At 64.8% G+C, this 16,945-nt stretch carries 14 protein-coding genes; 4 read left to right on the top strand and 10 right to left on the bottom strand.

Annotation, left to right across the window (positions count from 1 at the left end):
* Positions 1 to 180 precede the first annotated feature (180 nt).
* Both ABFY71_RS07860 and ABFY71_RS07855 read left to right on the top strand, forming a co-directional pair.
* Positions 181 to 2,700: a beta-mannosidase gene (locus ABFY71_RS07860; RefSeq protein WP_347945455.1), complete on the top strand. Its 2,520-nt coding sequence runs from the start codon at positions 181 to 183 to the stop codon at positions 2,698 to 2,700.
* Positions 2,701 to 2,925: 225 nt separating this feature from the next.
* A complete protein-coding gene (locus tag ABFY71_RS07855) occupies positions 2,926 to 3,846 on the top strand; it encodes a DMT family transporter (protein ID WP_305576192.1) in 921 nt (306 codons plus the stop codon).
* A 37-nt stretch (positions 3,847 to 3,883) separates the two neighbouring features.
* Here ABFY71_RS07855 and ABFY71_RS07850 read toward each other — a convergent pair whose 3' ends face one another.
* Positions 3,884 to 5,245, bottom strand: a complete 1,362-nt coding sequence (locus ABFY71_RS07850; protein ID WP_347945454.1) for an FGGY-family carbohydrate kinase — start codon at positions 5,243 to 5,245, stop codon at positions 3,884 to 3,886.
* Between the two features lie 145 nt (positions 5,246 to 5,390).
* Between ABFY71_RS07850 and dusA the strand changes: the two genes are divergently transcribed.
* Positions 5,391 to 6,389, top strand: coding sequence for a tRNA dihydrouridine(20/20a) synthase DusA (gene dusA, locus ABFY71_RS07845; RefSeq protein ID WP_347945453.1), 999 nt, complete (start codon positions 5,391 to 5,393; stop codon positions 6,387 to 6,389).
* A gap of 8 nt (positions 6,390 to 6,397) precedes the next feature.
* On the opposite strand, the gene ABFY71_RS07840 is transcribed toward dusA, so the two are convergent.
* Entirely contained in the window at positions 6,398 to 6,589 is a 192-nt protein-coding gene (locus ABFY71_RS07840) for a DUF2934 domain-containing protein (protein WP_347945452.1), read from the bottom strand.
* Positions 6,590 to 6,885: 296 nt separating this feature from the next.
* On the opposite strand from ABFY71_RS07840, the gene ABFY71_RS07835 reads away from it, so the two are divergent.
* Positions 6,886 to 8,544, top strand: a complete 1,659-nt coding sequence (locus ABFY71_RS07835) for a Na/Pi cotransporter family protein (RefSeq protein WP_347945451.1) — start codon at positions 6,886 to 6,888, stop codon at positions 8,542 to 8,544.
* A gap of 73 nt (positions 8,545 to 8,617) precedes the next feature.
* Here the strand turns inward: ABFY71_RS07835 and ABFY71_RS07830 are convergent, their stop codons facing one another.
* From ABFY71_RS07830 to ABFY71_RS07795, 8 genes are all read right to left on the bottom strand, one after another.
* The gene (locus ABFY71_RS07830) at positions 8,618 to 9,127 is read right to left on the bottom strand and encodes a hypothetical protein (protein ID WP_347945450.1); all 510 of its coding nucleotides are present in this window, start codon (positions 9,125 to 9,127) and stop codon (positions 8,618 to 8,620) included.
* The gene (locus tag ABFY71_RS07825) at positions 9,124 to 9,744 is read right to left on the bottom strand and encodes a hypothetical protein (protein WP_347945449.1); all 621 of its coding nucleotides are present in this window, start codon (positions 9,742 to 9,744) and stop codon (positions 9,124 to 9,126) included. Before ABFY71_RS07825 ends, ABFY71_RS07830 begins: the two co-directional genes overlap by 4 nt.
* Complete coding sequence (locus ABFY71_RS07820; protein ID WP_347945448.1) at positions 9,741 to 10,346, bottom strand: hypothetical protein; 606 nt, start codon at positions 10,344 to 10,346, stop codon at positions 9,741 to 9,743. The genes ABFY71_RS07825 and ABFY71_RS07820 overlap by 4 nt, the downstream gene beginning before the upstream one ends.
* Positions 10,343 to 11,101: an ABC transporter ATP-binding protein gene (locus tag ABFY71_RS07815; RefSeq protein ID WP_305577389.1), complete on the bottom strand. Its 759-nt coding sequence runs from the start codon at positions 11,099 to 11,101 to the stop codon at positions 10,343 to 10,345. The genes ABFY71_RS07820 and ABFY71_RS07815 overlap by 4 nt, the downstream gene beginning before the upstream one ends.
* Complete coding sequence (locus tag ABFY71_RS07810) at positions 11,098 to 12,162, bottom strand: FecCD family ABC transporter permease (protein WP_431021515.1); 1,065 nt, start codon at positions 12,160 to 12,162, stop codon at positions 11,098 to 11,100. The genes ABFY71_RS07815 and ABFY71_RS07810 overlap by 4 nt, the downstream gene beginning before the upstream one ends.
* Before the next feature lie 3 nt (positions 12,163 to 12,165).
* Entirely contained in the window at positions 12,166 to 13,257 is a 1,092-nt protein-coding gene (locus ABFY71_RS07805; protein ID WP_347945447.1) for an ABC transporter substrate-binding protein, read from the bottom strand.
* Between the two features lie 276 nt (positions 13,258 to 13,533).
* Complete coding sequence (locus tag ABFY71_RS07800; RefSeq protein ID WP_347945445.1) at positions 13,534 to 16,083, bottom strand: ABC transporter permease; 2,550 nt, start codon at positions 16,081 to 16,083, stop codon at positions 13,534 to 13,536.
* Positions 16,083 to 16,790 (bottom strand): ABC transporter ATP-binding protein, encoded by a 708-nt coding sequence (locus tag ABFY71_RS07795; RefSeq protein WP_347945444.1) that lies wholly within the window; start codon positions 16,788 to 16,790, stop codon positions 16,083 to 16,085. The genes ABFY71_RS07800 and ABFY71_RS07795 overlap by 1 nt, the downstream gene beginning before the upstream one ends.
* Positions 16,791 to 16,945: the final 155 nt, after the last annotated feature.

The following is a 16,945-nucleotide window of genomic DNA, read 5'->3' as shown; positions in this document are numbered from 1 at the left end:
CACCTGTCGCGATTGCCGCATTGACAGCGCTGCCAACATTTTGGGCATCGACCCCATTGGAAGCTGTCACGAGTCCGGCTAAAAGCGGATGAAATCGATTGCATCGGCTTTTCTTGTCGCTCGGTGCGCCCGTTCCAGCAGTATTGGCAGCGCCGCTTGCGCTGCTCCCAGGAGTTGTTGATGTCTATCCCCGCCACCTATTCGGCAATCGATCTGGCCGGTCGCTTCGCCCTGACCTCACCCACCAGCGACATAGCAGTGCCCCTGGACCTGCCCGGCGATGTGCATTCGGCGCTGCTGGCTGCCGACAAGATTGCCGACCCCTATTACGGCGAAAACGAAAAGCAGGTGATGTGGGTCAATGAAACCGCCTGGTCGGTGGAGCGACGCTTCAGCGCCAGCGCCGCCGATATCGCTGGCTATCTGACCCTGACCCTCAGCGAGGTCGACTGCATTGCCACCATTTCGCTCAATGGCGAGGTCATTGCGCAAACCGACAACAGCTTCATCCGCTACGACATCGACGTCACCGGCATGGTCCGCGAGGGCGACAATACCCTGCGCATCGATTTCGCCATTGCCCCCGACGTGGCCAGGGCGCGCGCCGACGCCCATCCATTCCCGATCCCCTTCACCAAGAACTACCAGACCAATGGTCTTGCCGGCATCCACATGAACTTCATCCGCAAGGCGGCATGCCATGCGGGTTGGGATTGGGGCATCTGCATCATGCCCATCGGCGTCTATGGCACCATGGCCCTGCGCAAGTCGCGCCTGGCCCGTCAGGAGAGCGTGCAGGTCGATCAGGCCCATGCCAGCCATTCGGTCGAACTGTCGATAAAGACTCGGGTTTTTGCCTTTGCTCACGGTGAGGTGGAACTTGAGCACACCATTGCCGGCCAGACCGTCACCGACAAGCTGGTGGTCAATCCCGGCGAAAACCTCTTCACCCACAACCTGACCATACACGACCCGAAACTCTGGTGGCCGGCGGGGCAGGGCGAGCAGCCGCTCTATGAACTGGTGACCAATCTGGACGGCGAAAAGACCACCCGCCAGATCGGCCTGCGCCAGCTTGAGTGGATCGTCGAGAAGGACGAGATCGACCATTCCTTCAAGTGCCGCATCAACGGCCGCGACATCTCCATGCTCGGCGCCAACTGGATCCCCGCCGACGCCATTCCGTCCCGCATCACCCCCGAAGTCATCCGCGACCTGCTGGAAAGCGCCAAGGCCGCCAACATGAACATGCTGCGCATCTGGGGCGGCGGTCAGTATGAGCCGGACTATTTCTACGAGATGTGCGACGAGCTGGGCATTCTGATCTGGCACGATTTCATGTTTGCCTGCATGAGCTACCCCTCGGATCGCCCTTTCCTTGCCAATGTGCGCACCGAAATCACCCAGCAGGTGCGCCGGCTCAGCCATCACGCCTGTATCGCGCTGTGGTGCGGCGACAATGAAGTCATCGGCTCGCTTGGCTGGTATCCCGAGACCAAGGCGGCGCCCGAGCGCTATGTCGCCAATTATGATCGCCTCAATTCCATGCTCGGCAATATCGTCGAGGACGAGGATCCCGCCCGCCGCTTCTGGCCGTCCTCGCCTTCCATGGGCTATCTGGACTTCTCCGATGGCTGGCACGCCGATACCCGCGGCGACACGCATTATTGGGACGTCTGGCATTCGGCCAAGAGCTTTGAGGCCTATCGCACCGTCAATCCGCGCTTTGCCTCCGAATTCGGCTTCCAGTCCTTCACTTCGATGAACGTCATCGAGACTTTTTCCGAGCCCAGGGACCGCAACCCGTCCTCGCCGGTGATGGAAAACCACCAGCGCAATGATGGCGGCAACGCCCGTATCCTCGAAACCATGACGCGCTACTTCCGCTTCCCGCGCGATTTCGACCAGATGGTGTTCCTGTCCCAGATCCAGCAGGGCCTCGCCATCAAGACCGCCATTGAATACTGGCGCTCCACCAAGCCGCGCTGCATGGGCACCTTGTTCTGGCAGATCAACGACATCTGGCCGGTCGCCTCCTGGTCGAGCCTCGATTACGGCGGGCAGTGGAAGCTGCTGCAATACATGGCCAAGCGCTTCTTCCTGCCGGTCAATGTCGTCGCCGTGCCGGTGCATGACGCGGTGCCGACCAATTCGCGCGGCAAGCCGGTAGAGAACGCACCCCCCAGTCGGATTGTGCTCAAGGCCATCAACGACACCGGTGCGCCGGTCGGGATCAGCCTGGAAGTTCGGGCGGTCAAGGTTGCCGGTGGCGAGCGCCAACTGTTCACCGGCCACAGCACCATCTCGCCCGATGGCGCGGTAGAAGTCGCGGCCATCCCGGCGGTCGACCTGGCGGCAGACGAGTTCCTGTTCTTCTCCTGGCGCGACGCCGAGGGCAAGCTGCTGGGCGAGAACGACTATTTCCCCAAGCCCTACAAGGCCTATGAGCTGGTGCAGCCCAAGATCCGGGCCGCCTGGTCCGATGTCGATGGTCAATTGGTGCTCAGCCTCACCAGCGACCAGCCGGCGCTGTTCGTCACCGCCACGGTCGATACGCCCGGCTATTTCTCCGACAATGCCGTGACGCTCCTGCCGGGGCGCACCACCGACCTCACCTTTACCCCCCGCCACGGCGCCACCCCTTCGGCATCCGAACTGGTCAAGTCCCTCAAGGTGCGAAATCTGAGCGAGACGTTCTAGCCCGCGTCTCCTGTCACGGTCGGCACCCCGGGAATGGCTTCAGGGGTGCCGGCTGGCCCTATTTCATCTTCCATACCAGTATTAGCGACCGGCGCATTGACACCTGCGGCGGCATATTCCAACGCTATGGATGTTCCGCGGCAGTCGCCGTGTTCCTCCCGGATTCGCCATGTTGATGACTATAGCGTTCAGCCATGATGCCTCTTCTGCTGGCTGGCTGAGCTGATGGCCAGCGTCGTTGCTCCTGTGGAGAGCCGGGCCAACTATGCCATCACGCTGGTTCTGGTCTCCCAACTGGTGTTGCTGGTCCTCGATGTCTCCGCCAAGTGGCTCTCAGTTGGCGGCATGCCGACCACCGAGATCATCTTCATGCGCTATGGCATGCACCTTGCGCTGCTGCTGGTGCTGTTCCTGCCGGTCACCGGCCGCAACCTCTTCATCAGCAATAACTGGAAGCTGGAAGTCCTGCGCGGCGTCTGCCTGTTGTGCACGACCGGCCTGAACTTCCTCGCCATGCGCTACCTGCCGCTCACCGTCACCAGCGCCATCCAGTTCAGCTCCCCGCTGATCATCTGCGCCATGTCCGGTCCGCTGCTGGGCGAAACCGTGGGGCCCCGTCGCTGGGCGGCGATTGCCGTCGGTTTCATCGGCATTCTCATCATTGTCCGGCCCGGATCTGAGGCCTTTCAGCCCGCCGCACTGCTCAGTGTCGGCTGCGCGTTTTTCCTGGCATTGTTCTCCATCCTCACCCGCAAGCTGGCCGGCGTCGACAGCGCCCAGACCCAGCAGTTCTTTGTCGGCGTGGTGCCCGTGATCCTGATTGCCCCGGTGGCACTCACCGATTGGGTGTGGCCCAGCCAGCCCATTTCCTGGCTGGCCTTTTTCGTGATGGGCGTTGCCGGCCTGGGTGGGCATTTTCTCAACTCGGTAGCTCACCGCTACGCGCCCCCCGCCACCCTGGCCCCGTTCAACTATCTAAGCCTGCTATACCTGTCGATCGCCAGCTGGCTGATCTTCAACCAGCCGCCGGATCAGCTGTTCATTGTGGGGGCCGCGATCATCATCGCCAGCGGGCTCTATATCTGGCTGCGTGAGAAATCGCTGCACAAGGCAAACTCGTCGCTCGATGACGTGGCGGCGCGCTAGCCCCAAAAGCGCCCCGATCACGCTCTGATTGGCGCTGTCAGGCCAGCCGCGCGCGCCAGCGTGCGGCATAGGCGTCGAACCCTTCATGCTCGAGTGGGGCAATGGGCGTGCCCGTCGCGCTGCCACCGCCGCCGCCAAACAGCATGCTGGCGCCCAGACTCGTCCCGGTCGCATCGCCTGACGCCTGTACCGGCACCCCGGTCAGCCGGGCCAGCGCCGCCGCGAACAGCTGGTTGCGGGCCAATGGTCCTTCAACGATGATCTGCTTGCCCAGGCCGCACAGGCCCAAGCAAGTCTGGGTCACCAGCGCCAGATAGAGCGACACCGCCGCCGTGCGCTCGCCCGGGCTCAGCGTCCCGGGGTCCCCGGTCCAGCGGCCCACATGGTCGGGGAAGGGGCCGACACCCGCCATGAAGCTGGGCAGCGCCTGTACGTCGCCGCTGATCACCGCATCGACATCGGCCGCCACCGGCGTCACCGCTCCGGGTGCCAGCATGTCGAATTCGCGCCCGCCCATGAAGCGCGCCGTCGGCACCGGGCGCCCGAAGGCGTCGACATTGGCCAGACTGTCGCGCGCTGGATCGAGATGGCTCGTGTCGCCGCCCACCGTCATGGCGATGGCCCAGGTGCCGGTCGACAGAATGGTGAACGGCTCGGCATGGCTGCCCAGATGCGGCAGCAGCGAGGCGTTGGAATCGTGAATGCCGCAGGTGACCGGCGTTTCCGCCCGCAACCCCGTTGCCTGGGCAAGTGCGGGCCGGATCGCTCCCAGCACCGAGGCCGCCGGCCGCACCGCCGGAAACAGCTCGCGCCAGCCCTGTTGGCGCACCAGGCTGGAAAAATCTCCCTTGTCAGGCGCCCACAGATCGCTGTGGCAGCCCAGCGAGGTGACTTCGCTGGCCATCACGCCGCTCAGCCGCCACGCCCAATACTGCGGATAGGTCAGGATCTGGGTGACGCTGGCAAACGGCTCGGCAAAGCGCCGGCTCTGCCAGAACAATTGCGCGCCGATATTGAGCCCGTTGGGCAGGCGCGGCGACAGGGTTTCAGCAAAATCGGGCCGCGCCGCGCCATAGTCGACCGCGGTTTCATCGGGGCCGGCAAACTCGTAATCCAGCACCGGCAAGGCCAGGCGGTCGCCGCTCAGCAGCGCCGCCGTGGCGCCATGGGTGGTGATGGAAATGCCATCCACGCCATGCTCGGCCTGCAGGGCGCCGAGGCTTTCCAGCATGAAGCCCCACAGCCGCTCCACATCGGCATGCGGATAAAGCCCGTCCGACCGCACCGTATTGGGCGTGCTGCGCGCCGCCAATTGCTGGCTGGTCTGGGCGTCGATCAACACCACCTTGGCATTGGTCTTGCCGATATCGATCACGGCGATGAAACGGGGCAGGGGCATGTTGCACGCACTCGTTGAACCTGATGCAGCCGCCATACTGGAATTCGCGCGCCATGACCATCACTGACATGTTAGTCGGCCGCGCAACCCCGCCCTGTCCCCAGCGGCTGGCCAATCGGCCCAATCTGCGCTATTTGCCCGCCCTATGAGCTCTCTTGCCCGCGCCCGGCGCTTCAGCGTTGCCCCTATGATGGATTGGACGGACCGCCACTGCCGGTTCCTCCATCGCCTGCTGACGCGCGAAAGCCTGTTGTTCACCGAAATGGTCACCAGCGCCGCCATCATGCATGGCGATGTCGACCGCCATCTGCGCTTTGATCCGGCAGAGCAACCTGTCGCGCTGCAACTGGGCGGCTCCGATCCCGCCGAACTGGCGGCGGCCACGCGGCTGGCCGACGCTTACGGCTATGCCGAAATCAACCTCAATGTCGGCTGCCCGTCCGATCGCGTGCAGTCGGGCCGCTTTGGCGCCTGCCTGATGGCCGAGCCGGCGCTGGTCGCCGATTGCGTGCGCGCCATGCGCGACGCCACCGATCGCCCGGTCACCGTCAAATGCCGCATCGGCATCGACGATTCTGACGTCGAAACCGGGCTGGACCGCTTTGCCGATGCCATGGTCGAGGCCGGGGTCGCGGCGCTCTATGTGCACGCCCGCAAGGCCTGGCTGCAGGGCCTGTCGCCCAAGGAAAACCGCACCATTCCGCCCCTCGACTATGATCGCGTCTATCGCCTGCGCGCCCGGCTGGCGCCGCTGCCGGTGCTGATCAATGGCGGCATTGATACGCTCGAATTGGCCCAGGCCCAGCTCGCCCATACCGATGGCGTCATGCTGGGCCGCGCTGCCTATCACAATCCCATGCTGCTGGCCGAGGTCGACCGCCGCTTTTTCGGCGCCACCACCGCGCCGGTGACGCTCGAGGCGGTGATGCAGGCCATGGTCATCTATGCCGATCGCGAGTGCGCGGCCGGTACCCGCATCAACAATATCACCCGCCACATGCTGGGGCTGGCCGCCGGCCTGCCGGGCGCGCGCCAGTTCCGCCAGATCATGAGCGTGGACACCTGCAAGCCCGGCGCCGATTCATCGGTCATGCTGCGTGCGCTCGAAGCGGTCACCCGCCAGCGCTTCGACCAGGCCAGCTAGGCCGGCGCTCAGATGGGCGGTGTTGGCGGCGTCGGCATCGGCGTTGCCGCCCTATCTGTCGGCTCCGCCGAATGGGCTTCGTCCGACAGCAGTTTGACGGCAGCGTGCCAGTAGTCGTCCGCGCGCCCCTCCGGTGCGCCGTCGCGCTCCCACAGCTCATAGGCAACGATGCGGATCTTCTCATGGTCGATTTCAGCCATTTGCACTCTCCGGTATTGAGCAGCAGCCAGAACCCGGCGCCACATCTTGGTGACATTGCTGCTGTCTATCTAGCCTAACGCCGCTGGCTGTCCGAAGTTGCCGGCGCGCCATCAATCGCCCGCAAGGAGCGCGCCGCCGCTAACGGCGCTCACCTGCTCGACAATCGGCAAACCGCGCTGCGCCAACCGCGCCGCTCAAACACCCGGTAACAGCGCGCGACTGACCTTGCATCTGCTCAGACAAAGGTTGAGCATGCACGACGCGCCGTTTCGGCGCGGACTTTCTGGAGTACTGGATGTATCTGCTTGCCGTTCAACTGATTGCTGCGATTGTGCTGCTGCTTTGGGCGGTGCGCATGGTCCGTTCGGCGGTTGAGCGCGCCTATTCACCACAGCTGAAGCGCCTGCTGGCCCGTGCCAATGACAGCCGGATCAGCGCAGCGGGCGCCGGTACCCTGATGGCCATTGCGCTGCAGAGCTCCACCGCCGTCGCCGCCCTGGCGGCCGGGTTCGCCGCTGGCGGGTTGCTGGAAGGCGCCACCGGCCTGGCCCTGATGCTCGGCGCCTATTTCGGCTCGTCCATCATTGCCGGTGTGCTGTCGTTTGACCTGACCCTGCTGACGCCGATCCTGATCATCGTGGGCGGCCTGCTGTTTCTGCGCGGCAATAGCCGCCAGACCAAGCAATTGGGCCGCATGATCATCGGCATCGCCTTCGTCCTGCTGTCGCTGGAGATGGTCTCGGAAGCAACCGCGCCCTGGCGCGGTGGTGACGTGCTGGAAGCCGCCATCGGCTATTTGCGGGGCGATTTGTGGACCAGCTTCTTTGTGGCCGCGGCAATCACCTGGATTTCCTATTCCTCGGTGGCCACCATTCTGGTCATCATCAGCTTTGGCTCAACGGGCGTCATTCCGTTCGAGGTGGCAGCTGCCTTTGTGCTCGGCGCCAATCTGGGTGGCACGCTGATTGCCGTCGCCATGACCCGCGGCGCCGATGTTCGGGCGCGGCGCATGTCTCTGGGGGTGCTGGCCGTGCGCGGCGGCGCGGCGGTGATCTGTCTGGCCTTGTTCCAGCTGGCGCTGCCTCACCTGGGGACGCTGCCCGGCTCGGTGGGCCAGCAGGCCAGCCTGCTCCATATCGGCTTCAACGCCGCCGTCATGCTGCTCGGCTTGCCGCTCACCGGTCTGCTGGCGCGCGCCACCGAACGCTTCGTCACCGAAGCGGTGGTGCCGGGCGAGCTCAACGTGGCAAATCTGCGGACACCGGCCCTGCAGGCCGATAACCAGACCAACCCTGATCTGGCGCTGGCCAGCGTGACGCGGGAGCTGTTGCGGATGAGCGAGGCCGTCGAGGTCATGCTGCAGCCCGTCATGGAAATCTACCAGAGCGGCGACAAGGCCGCGATCCGCCGGGTCAAGGCGCTGGAGCTTGAGGTCAATCAGTCCAATCGCGAGATCAAGCTGTTTCTGACCCGCCTGAAGTGGGACGCCATGACCCCCCAGCAGACGCGGCGCGCCTCCGATCTCATCAATTTTGCCATCAGCCTGGAGCAGGCCGGCGATATCATCGCCAAACAGCTGCTCAAGCTGGCCGATCAGAAATTCGAGCGCCGTCTCAGCTTTTCCCTGCCTGGCTGGCAGGAGATCATGGAACTGCACGCGCGCGTGCTCGAGAACATGCAACTGGCCTCCAACGTGCTGATCTCTGAAGATACCGAGTCAGCGCGCGAACTGGTGGCCGAGAAGGAAGAGGTCAACGGCATGGAACGCTCGAGCATGTCGCAGCACTTTGCCCGCTTGCGCGCCGGCAACGCCACCAGCGTGCAGACCAGCGATCTGCACCTTGAGACCATTCACGCCCTGCGCCGCATCAACTCCCTGCTGAGCGGCATCGGCTATTCCATCCTCAGTGACCATGGCGAATTGCTGCCCTCCAAGCTGGTCAACGTGCAGTGACGGCGGCGGTCCATTGGCAGGGCCCGCCGCCGCTTGCAGTCGTGACCGCGCAGCGCACTAGCCACCCGATCGCCTAGGCGAGGTCGTATGCATCCATGGCGGGGGTGGCCAGCAGTCGCTCGGCCATCTCCTGCTTGAGATAGCCAAGCCGGGTATTTTCAGCGTCGCTGCGGTTCTCCTTGCGGCCCAGCGCGATGAACTCGTCGCGCACCAGACCGTCGCGGATCTGCAGCCGAACGGTCTTGCCGCGATAGCTGAGCACGAAAACATAGCGCATCAGGGTCTCGCCGCGCTCCGGGCGTTCCAGCGCCGCATCGACGCTATAGCGTTGCTCGCTCAGGGATCGCGTCACCATCTCGAAGGCGTCGCGGGCGCCCAGGCCCCGGAACGCGGTACGGATTTCGATCTCGCGGCGTTCAGGCGGCGCGCCATCGGCGAGCAGGGGCAGGGCGCGTTGCATCACCTTGAAGGCATGGGCGACGCCGCCGGGAAAGCCGAAGCCGTGAAAGTGCATCAGGTCTTCAAAACTATAGGCCAGGTCCTGGCCGTTTTCGCGGACATGCAGTTTTGTTGTGTCAGTCATTGGGAAGCCTTGCGGTCAAGTGTGTTGCGCATCCAGGGCAGAAAGCCCTCGAGAAAACGCGTGGTGGCAGGCATGAAATGGCTGCCATGGTGGAAGAAGGGGTCAAGACTGGTCAGCACCATGCGGCCAGCCGTGGTCACGTCGTCGATATAGAGGATTGGCTTGCCCTGGCCATTGACCGCCAGGATCTCGGCGCCGGGCGGGGCATCGAACCAGCCATGCAGATGCCAGGTGATGTCGCGCTGCTCCAACCGCTGGAACAGGGCATGCTCCGGCGCGGCGATCCGCACGCCAAGATCGGCGCCCGGCGTCAGCCACCACCAGAAATTGGTCGGCTGCGGCGTGAAGCTGATCCCCGGCAGGAACAATTGCGACTCGCTCTCGCCGGTGGCGACAATTGTGCCACCACCGTCCAGATAGGCCCGCAGCCGGGCCGCGTGCGGCGCCATCCGGTCGGCCGGAGTGCGGCAGGGGATCAGCACCACATTGTGTTCTTCCAGCGCCACCGATCCCAGATCTTCGGGGCGCACCAATTGGTCGAAATAGTCCGCATGGCGCGGGCTCTCAAAGCTCTCGATATGGTAGTAGGCGCCAGGGTGAACTGCCAGGATACTCATGCTTCCAGTCTCCCCTCGCACCAGGCGATAATCCGCTGGGTCAATACTGTGCCGTGCCCGTGGTCGCCGATCATGCCGCTCAGATCATTGCCGGCATGAGAAAAAATGTGCCCGCCCGCCGGCCGCGCCCACACCCAGTCCACCGGCAATTGCGCTGGCCCGATGCCATTGACGGCACGCGCGCCCTCCGGCAGCGGGTTGTGGCCGCGCCCGTAAAACCCGGCCACGCCCTTGTTTTCCTCAAGCTCGCTTTGCTCGATGCCGGCAAAGATCGGATGCTCGTACAATCGCGTCAGCTTGTAGTCGGGCCGCCTGGGCGCCTCGATCGGCACATAGCGCCCCAGGCCCGCCACGAAACTGCGCAGCATGTGGCCATTGAAAAACCAGCGGCCGCCGCGATCCAGCAGGGCCGTCAGCGGCTCGGCATGGGCCAGCAGGCCGATCTGGTCGAGATGGGTTGTGGTGATCAGGCCGCTGGCGCGGGCAAAGTCGGCAGGGCCCAGATCGCGCTCGCGCACGATCGCCACCCGTCCCTCCAGGGCTGCCTCGGCATAACCCGGGGCCACGGCGCCGAAATGGGAGTGGATCAGCAAGACGCTCATGCCGCGCGCCTCCCGGCAAAGGCTGGCAGCACGGCATTCTGGCCAGTGCCATCCTCGCCGATCAGGTTCACCAGCCGCATCGGCACCCCATACAGCCGTTCGAGCAGTTCGGGCACGATGGTTTCGGCCACCGGGCCAAACAGGGCCGGGCCGTCCGGCAGCATCAGCAGCGCATCGTCGGCGGCCGCCAGCGCATGGTTGGGGTCGTGTGTGGTGAACACAATGGCCCGGTCGCGCGGCGCCCGGAGCGCCGATAGCAGGCGCAGCAGCCGGGCCTGATTGTTCAAATCGAGCGCCGAACCGGGCTCGTCCAGCACCAGGACCTTGGACCCCGTCGCCAGTGCCCGGGCCAGCAGGACCAGTTGCCGCTCGCCGCCCGACAGCCGGTCAAAGCGTTCCTTGGCAAAGCGCAAGGCGCCGACCTGCTCAAGGGCGTCCCGGGCGGCGGCGATGTCGCGCGCCGAGGGCTGCCCGAACAGGCCAAGCCCGGCGGCGCGCCCCATCACCACGGCATCCAGCACCTTGTAGCTCTGATTGCTGGAGGCATATTGGGGCACATAGCCCACCACCGCCGGCGCCGTGCGCGTGCCTGCAGCCAGGGCCTGGAACCCCAGCATGGCGCGCAGTGCCGTGGTTTTGCCGCGGCCATTGGGCCCCAGAATGGCCAGGCTTCTGCCCCGTTCCGCCGAAAAACTTAGCTGGTCGAGCACGCAGCGATTGCCGAACCGGACGACGGCATTGGTTAAACCGATCATGTGGCTTCCCTGTCTTTGAAATGGCGGCGCAGCAGCAGCGCGAACGCCGGTGCGCCGATGATGGCGGTCAGTACGCCCAGCGGGATTTCGGCGGCGGTCAGGGTGCGGGCCAATGTATCGACGCCGACCATGAAGGTGGCACCCAGCAGCGCCGTGGCCGGCAGCAGCCGGCGGTGGTCGTGCCCCACGATCAGCCGCGCCGCATGCGGAATGACCAGCCCCACCCAGCCGACAATGCCCGACACCGCGACCTGGCAGCCCACGATCAGCGCGACCAGCACGAAGACCAGCCAGCGTTCCTGATCGGGCCTCGCCCCCAGGCTGCGTGCCTCGCTGTCATCGAGCGACAGCACATTGAGGCGGAAGCGCAGCGCCCAGAGCAGGGCGATGCCCAGCAGCAGGCCCGGCGCCGACACCAGCACCCGGTCCCAGGTGGCGGTCGCGAACGAGCCCATCAGCCAGTAGACAATGGCGGGCAGCGAACTGTTTGGATCGGCGATGAACTGCAGCAGCGAGACACAGGCGGAAAACAGCGAGCCGACCACCATGCCTGAAAGGATGACGGTAAGGATCTCGGTCTGGCCGTTGATCCGTGCCAGCATGCCCACCGCGATCAGCGCCGAAAAGCCGCCGACAAAGACGATGCCAAGCAGCGGCACGCCCCAGATCCCCATGGTGATCGCCAGGGCCCCGCCAAACGCCGCGCCCTGCGAAATGCCCAGCACTTCGGGCGATACCAGCGGATTGCGGAACACGCCCTGCAGGGCCACGCCTGCCGTTGCCAGTGCCGCCCCGGCCATTGCCGCGATCACCACCCGTGGCGCGCGAACCAGCAGCACAATGCGCTGGTCCATCGATTCGATGGCCTGTCCGGGATGAACAATCGCCTCGCCCAGAATGTGCAGCGCCGTCATGGCGCTGACCGAATAGCGGCCAACGCACAGGCTGACCAGGATGGCCACCATCAGCGCCACGCCGAAACTGGCGAAGGCGAAGCCGGTGCGGCTCCATGGTCGCCAGCGGGGGGCAATTGCCCCCCCATCATCGATCTGTGTGGACACGGTCTACTGCGCCGCGAACTGATCATAGCCAAGGCTGTCGCCCTGCTGGGCGGTCCAGATGATGCCGTCAATATCGGCCTCTGTCAGCTGGTAGTTATACAGCGTCTTGTAGGCCTTGGTCATCTCGGCCCGCAGATCATAGTCGAACAGCTCCGGATGCAGCAGTTCGGCGAGCCACATCCAGGTCAGCGGCGATTCCTGGCTCGGCGGATCCCAGCGATAGCCGCCCAGCGGCATCTTGTAGACGCGATGCTGCTGCGCCGCCTTGGTCAGCGACAGGATCGGATCGTCATAGACCCAGTTGACGTCGAGATTGGGCTCGAAGCTGTTGAGCAGGATCACTTCTGGATCCCATTGCGCAATCTGTTCGCGGTTGATCGAGCTGGTGCCGTCCAGTTCGGCCGCAGCGTTGCGGCCCCCGGTCAGCGCGATATACCAGGAACTATAGCTGCCCGTGTCGCCCGCTGCGGTGATGTCAGACAGCGAACGGCCCAGATAGAGCACGTTGGGGCGCTCGTCTTGGGGAATGCTCGCCACCTTGGCTTCAATATCGTGCTGCACCACGTCGCTCCAGTCGACCAGTTCAGCGATCCGCTCCGGCTTGCCAATGGCGGTGGCGACCATGGTCATGTACTGCCGGGTCAGTTCCTCGGTGCCGTACTTGATCAGCAGGGTGTTGAGGCCGGCATTGACGATCGGGTCGACGATCTCGGGCCCGCGACCGGCCCACTGCACCACCAGGTCGGGATTGACGGCGGCCAGCGCCTCGACATTGGGCACGAAATCGGTGCCGGTGACGGCGTCCGAAATGTTGACGGCGTCGGGGAAGATCTTGCCCAGAATCCCCTCACGAATGGCGGTCAGCGACAGCGGGTTAAGCCCCACCAGGCGGTCGGCGCCGCCGCTCAGCGCAATCACCCCAGAAGCCAACGGCATCGGTATGGTCACAATGCGCGACGCGGGCGCATCCAGGCGGATTTCGCGGTTCTCGTGGTCGGTGATCACGATTTCCTCGGCCACGGCGGCTCCGGCAAAAGCGAGCGCCAGACCGGCCCCCAGTAACCACCTGTTTCCGCTTCGGATACGGTCGGACATGCGTATTCTCCAATAGCCTGCACATAAATATGATCGAGGCGATCACCTTTTGGTGCATATTATTGGTGAGTAAAATAGTCAAGTTAACGATGGACAAAAATCCGGGCCGTCACGCGATCGCGCCGCCGCGCTGATATGCGTGCCCTTGCCATCGGGCAGGCGGGTTCACCAGCGGCACGACAGTCGGTCAAAAAATCGGCCAAGTCATTGAAAGCGTTATCAATACCAAGACGCCACTGTCGCCAGTGGCGCCTTCGCAAGCCTGCAACGCGCCTGTTACAGATCGCGCAGCAGCAGGGCCGGGCGGGTGGAGGCGGCGCGCAGGATCGTCAAGGCGCCCAGCAGGGCGGTGATGGCGATGGCGCATACCAGCACGAGTCCGAGGGCATATGACTGGATGGTGAAATCGACATCCAGCATCACCGCGCTGATCAGCCAGCCCAGCCCCACCCCCAGCCCGGTGGCCGGCGCGGCGGCGATGATCGCCAGCACCAGATACTGAATGGCCGCCGTCGCCAGCAGTTCCAGCCGCGTGGCGCCCAGCACCTTGGTGATCACGGCGTCGGCTTCGCGCTGCCGCCGGCCCGTTGCCAGGCTGCCGATCAGCACCAGCATGCCATTGCCCACCGCCAGCCCGCCCACCAGCGCCGCCGCGAATGACAATTGGCTCAGCGCATTGGTGATCTGTTTGAGCGTGTCGCCGACTGCGATGAAATTGATCTCGGGCACGGCGCTGGCCAGCGCCCGCGCCACCGCTTCTTCGCGCCCGGGCTGCGCCGTGACGGCTGAGAACAGTGTCACCGGATAGGCGTCCAGCACGCCGGGGGAGAAGGTGGCCAGAAAATCGATGCCGCCCTGCCAGGAATAGTCGCGGAAACTGGCAATTTCGACGTCGATATTGTCGCCAAAAATATCGAAGGTCAGCTGGTCGCCAAGCTCCACGCCCAGCCCGGAGCGCAGGCTGTGGTGCAGCGAAACCAGTCCGGGGCCGGAATAGTCGCTGGGCCACCATTGCCCGCTGATCAGCTTGGAGGCGGCCGGCATCTGAGTTCGGTAGGTCAGCGGCACCTCGCCGGACAACAGGAAGGTCGCCTCCGGGCCGCGCGTGCGCACCTCGGCCACCGGCGTTCCCTTGATGGCCACCAGCGCCCCGCGCAGCATCGGCGTTGCCACCGACAACGCAATGTCGCCACCGGCGCTGCTCATCGCCATCACCGTGTCCACCTCGTCGGGAAACAGGTCCGAGGCGACCAGCGTGGGCACGTCAAATGCTGAAGCGCCGATGAATTCCTGTCGCAGATTGCCTTGCAGCACCAGCACCACGATCAGCATGGCCAGCGCCATGCCCACCGACACCACCACGGGGGCCGAGTTCGAGCCCGGCTCGGTGATGCTGCGGATGGCATGACGGACAATGCGCATGGGCACATGAGGAAACCGGTTCAGCCCCCACTGCGCCAGCCGCGTCACCCCTTCAAACACCAGCGCGGCCACCCCGCTGGCAAGCGCGAAGGCCAGCACCAGTATTGGGTCGCCGGTCATCAATACAGCCAGCCAGAAAAAGCCGGCTGCAGCCGCCAGCAACGGCAATGCCTGCCAGCTGCCCAGCAGGCCGCGCCAGTCAATTGGCGGCGCGCCCAGCCCCTTGGAGCGGAACAGCAGCACCGGCCGGATGGTCTGGGCCTGCTGCAGCGGCAGATAGGCAAAAGCGAAGGCGATCAGCAGCCCTGCCGCGCCGGCGATCACCAGGGGCTGCACATGCAGACGGGTCGACAGGCTGATGCCGACCGCCTCGCCAATCGCCGGCAGCAACGCATAGGCAGCAACGCCGCCGATCAGCAGCCCCGCGCCCACGCCAATGGCCGACAGGGCGGCGACCTGCGAAAAGAAGTGCAGCATCAGACGCGACCGGTCGGCCCCCAGACTGCGCAGAATGGCAATCAGCCCGGCACGCTCGGTGACATAGGCCCGCATCCCGGTCCACACACTGACCCCGGCGATCAGCAGCGACCCCAGCCCCACAATCACCAGAAACCGCATGAACAGGTTGTAGTAGCGCACCATGGGCCCCAGCCCGTCCCGCGCCGAACGGCTCGTCCAGCCGGTGCTGCCAAGGCTGTCATCGAGGCGGGCCTGCACGCTGTCCGCGTCCAGCCCGTCGGCGAGCAGCAGCTTGTAGCGGAACCAGTTGCCCAGCCCAGGCAGGGGCGAACTGCGATCGCGCAGCGTCGCCAGGCCGTCATTGCTGATCAGCGTCGTCAGCCCGAGCCGGAAGCCGCGCACGGGTCCATCGGGCAGCTTGCTCAGCGTGCCGCGCGCCTGAAACGTCGTGCCACCCAGCTCAAAACTGTCCCCGACCACCAGCCCCAACTGGTCCAGCAGCACCGGCGCCAGCAGCGCGCCATATTGCTCATCGCGTTCCTCGAGCAGCGCAAACGGCGTCATGCCATCGGGCAATTGCGGACTGGCCACCTGGCCCAGCAGCGGATAGCTGTCGCCCACCGCTGCCAGGTCGACAAAGGCATCCCGGTCCCCGGCAATGGCGCGCACATTGGTGTCCACCACGGCGGCAACCTGGCCAAATTGCGCCATCTGCGCCACTTCATCGGCCGTTGCCGGACGATCGGCGCGCGACAGTTCAAGGTCGCCCCCCATCAGTTCGGCGGCGTTGCGGTCAATCGCCTGGGTAATGCTCGCGCCCACCGAATTGACGCCGGCAATCAGCGCCGTTCCCACGGCAAGGCAAACCAGCAACAGCACGAAGCGGCGCATATCGCCGCGCAGGTCCAGCAATCCGATGCGAATGCCCGCCCAGAATGCGCGCATCAGCGGGCCACCGGCGTTTCGACCAGCTCGCCCTGCGTCATGGTCAGCACGCGGTCCGCCCGCGCCGCCAGCGCGGGATCGTGGGTAATCAGCACCACCGCAGTGCCGCGTTCCCGGGCCAGGTCAAACATCAGCTTGATCACCAGGGCGCCGGTTTCCTGATCCAGATTACCGGTCGGCTCATCGGCCAGCAGCAGCGGCGGGTTGGCGACCATGGCGCGCGCCAGGCCGACGCGTTGCTGTTCGCCGCCAGACAGGGCGGTGGGGCGGTGGTCAAGCCGGTTGGCCAGGCCAACGGCGGCCAGAGCCGCAGCAGCCATTTCCCGAACTTGGGCTTGCGAGAGTTCGGGCGAGGCGATTTCCAGCGCCAGCCCGACATTGTCCAGCGCCGTCAGTGACGGAATCAGGTGAAAACTCTGAAACACGATCCCCATAGTGCGGCGGCGGAAGCGGGCCAGATCATCCTCGTCCAGCCCGGCCAGCGTCGCGCCGTTGATGGTGAGGCGTCCCGAACTCGCCTGCTCGAGGCCCGCCAGCAGCATCAGCAGCGAGGTCTTGCCACTGCCCGATGGCCCCACGATGGCCACTACTTCGGCGGGATTGACCCGCAGCGACACGTTTCTGAGAATGTGCAGCGGTCGCCCGGCGATCTCGAGTGTGTAGCTGACCGCGTGAACATCAATAATGGGTGTGTCGGATGTGGTCACGAGTCTCGCCCTGTGAACTAGATGGTTACGTATTGCCACTATTTTGAGCACAGCGGATTGCGCCTGTCTCATAGCCAACCTGTCAGGGTGCCCCAAATTTGCAAGGGCCAAGCACAGTCCAGGTCTTCTATCCCCATCTCAAGGGGATCTGTTCC

The organism is Devosia alba (assembly GCF_039938915.1).
Lineage (GTDB): Bacteria > Pseudomonadota > Alphaproteobacteria > Rhizobiales > Devosiaceae > Devosia > Devosia alba.
Note: the sequence above shows the minus strand (reverse complement) of the source record. Positions and strands in the feature narration are given on the sequence as shown.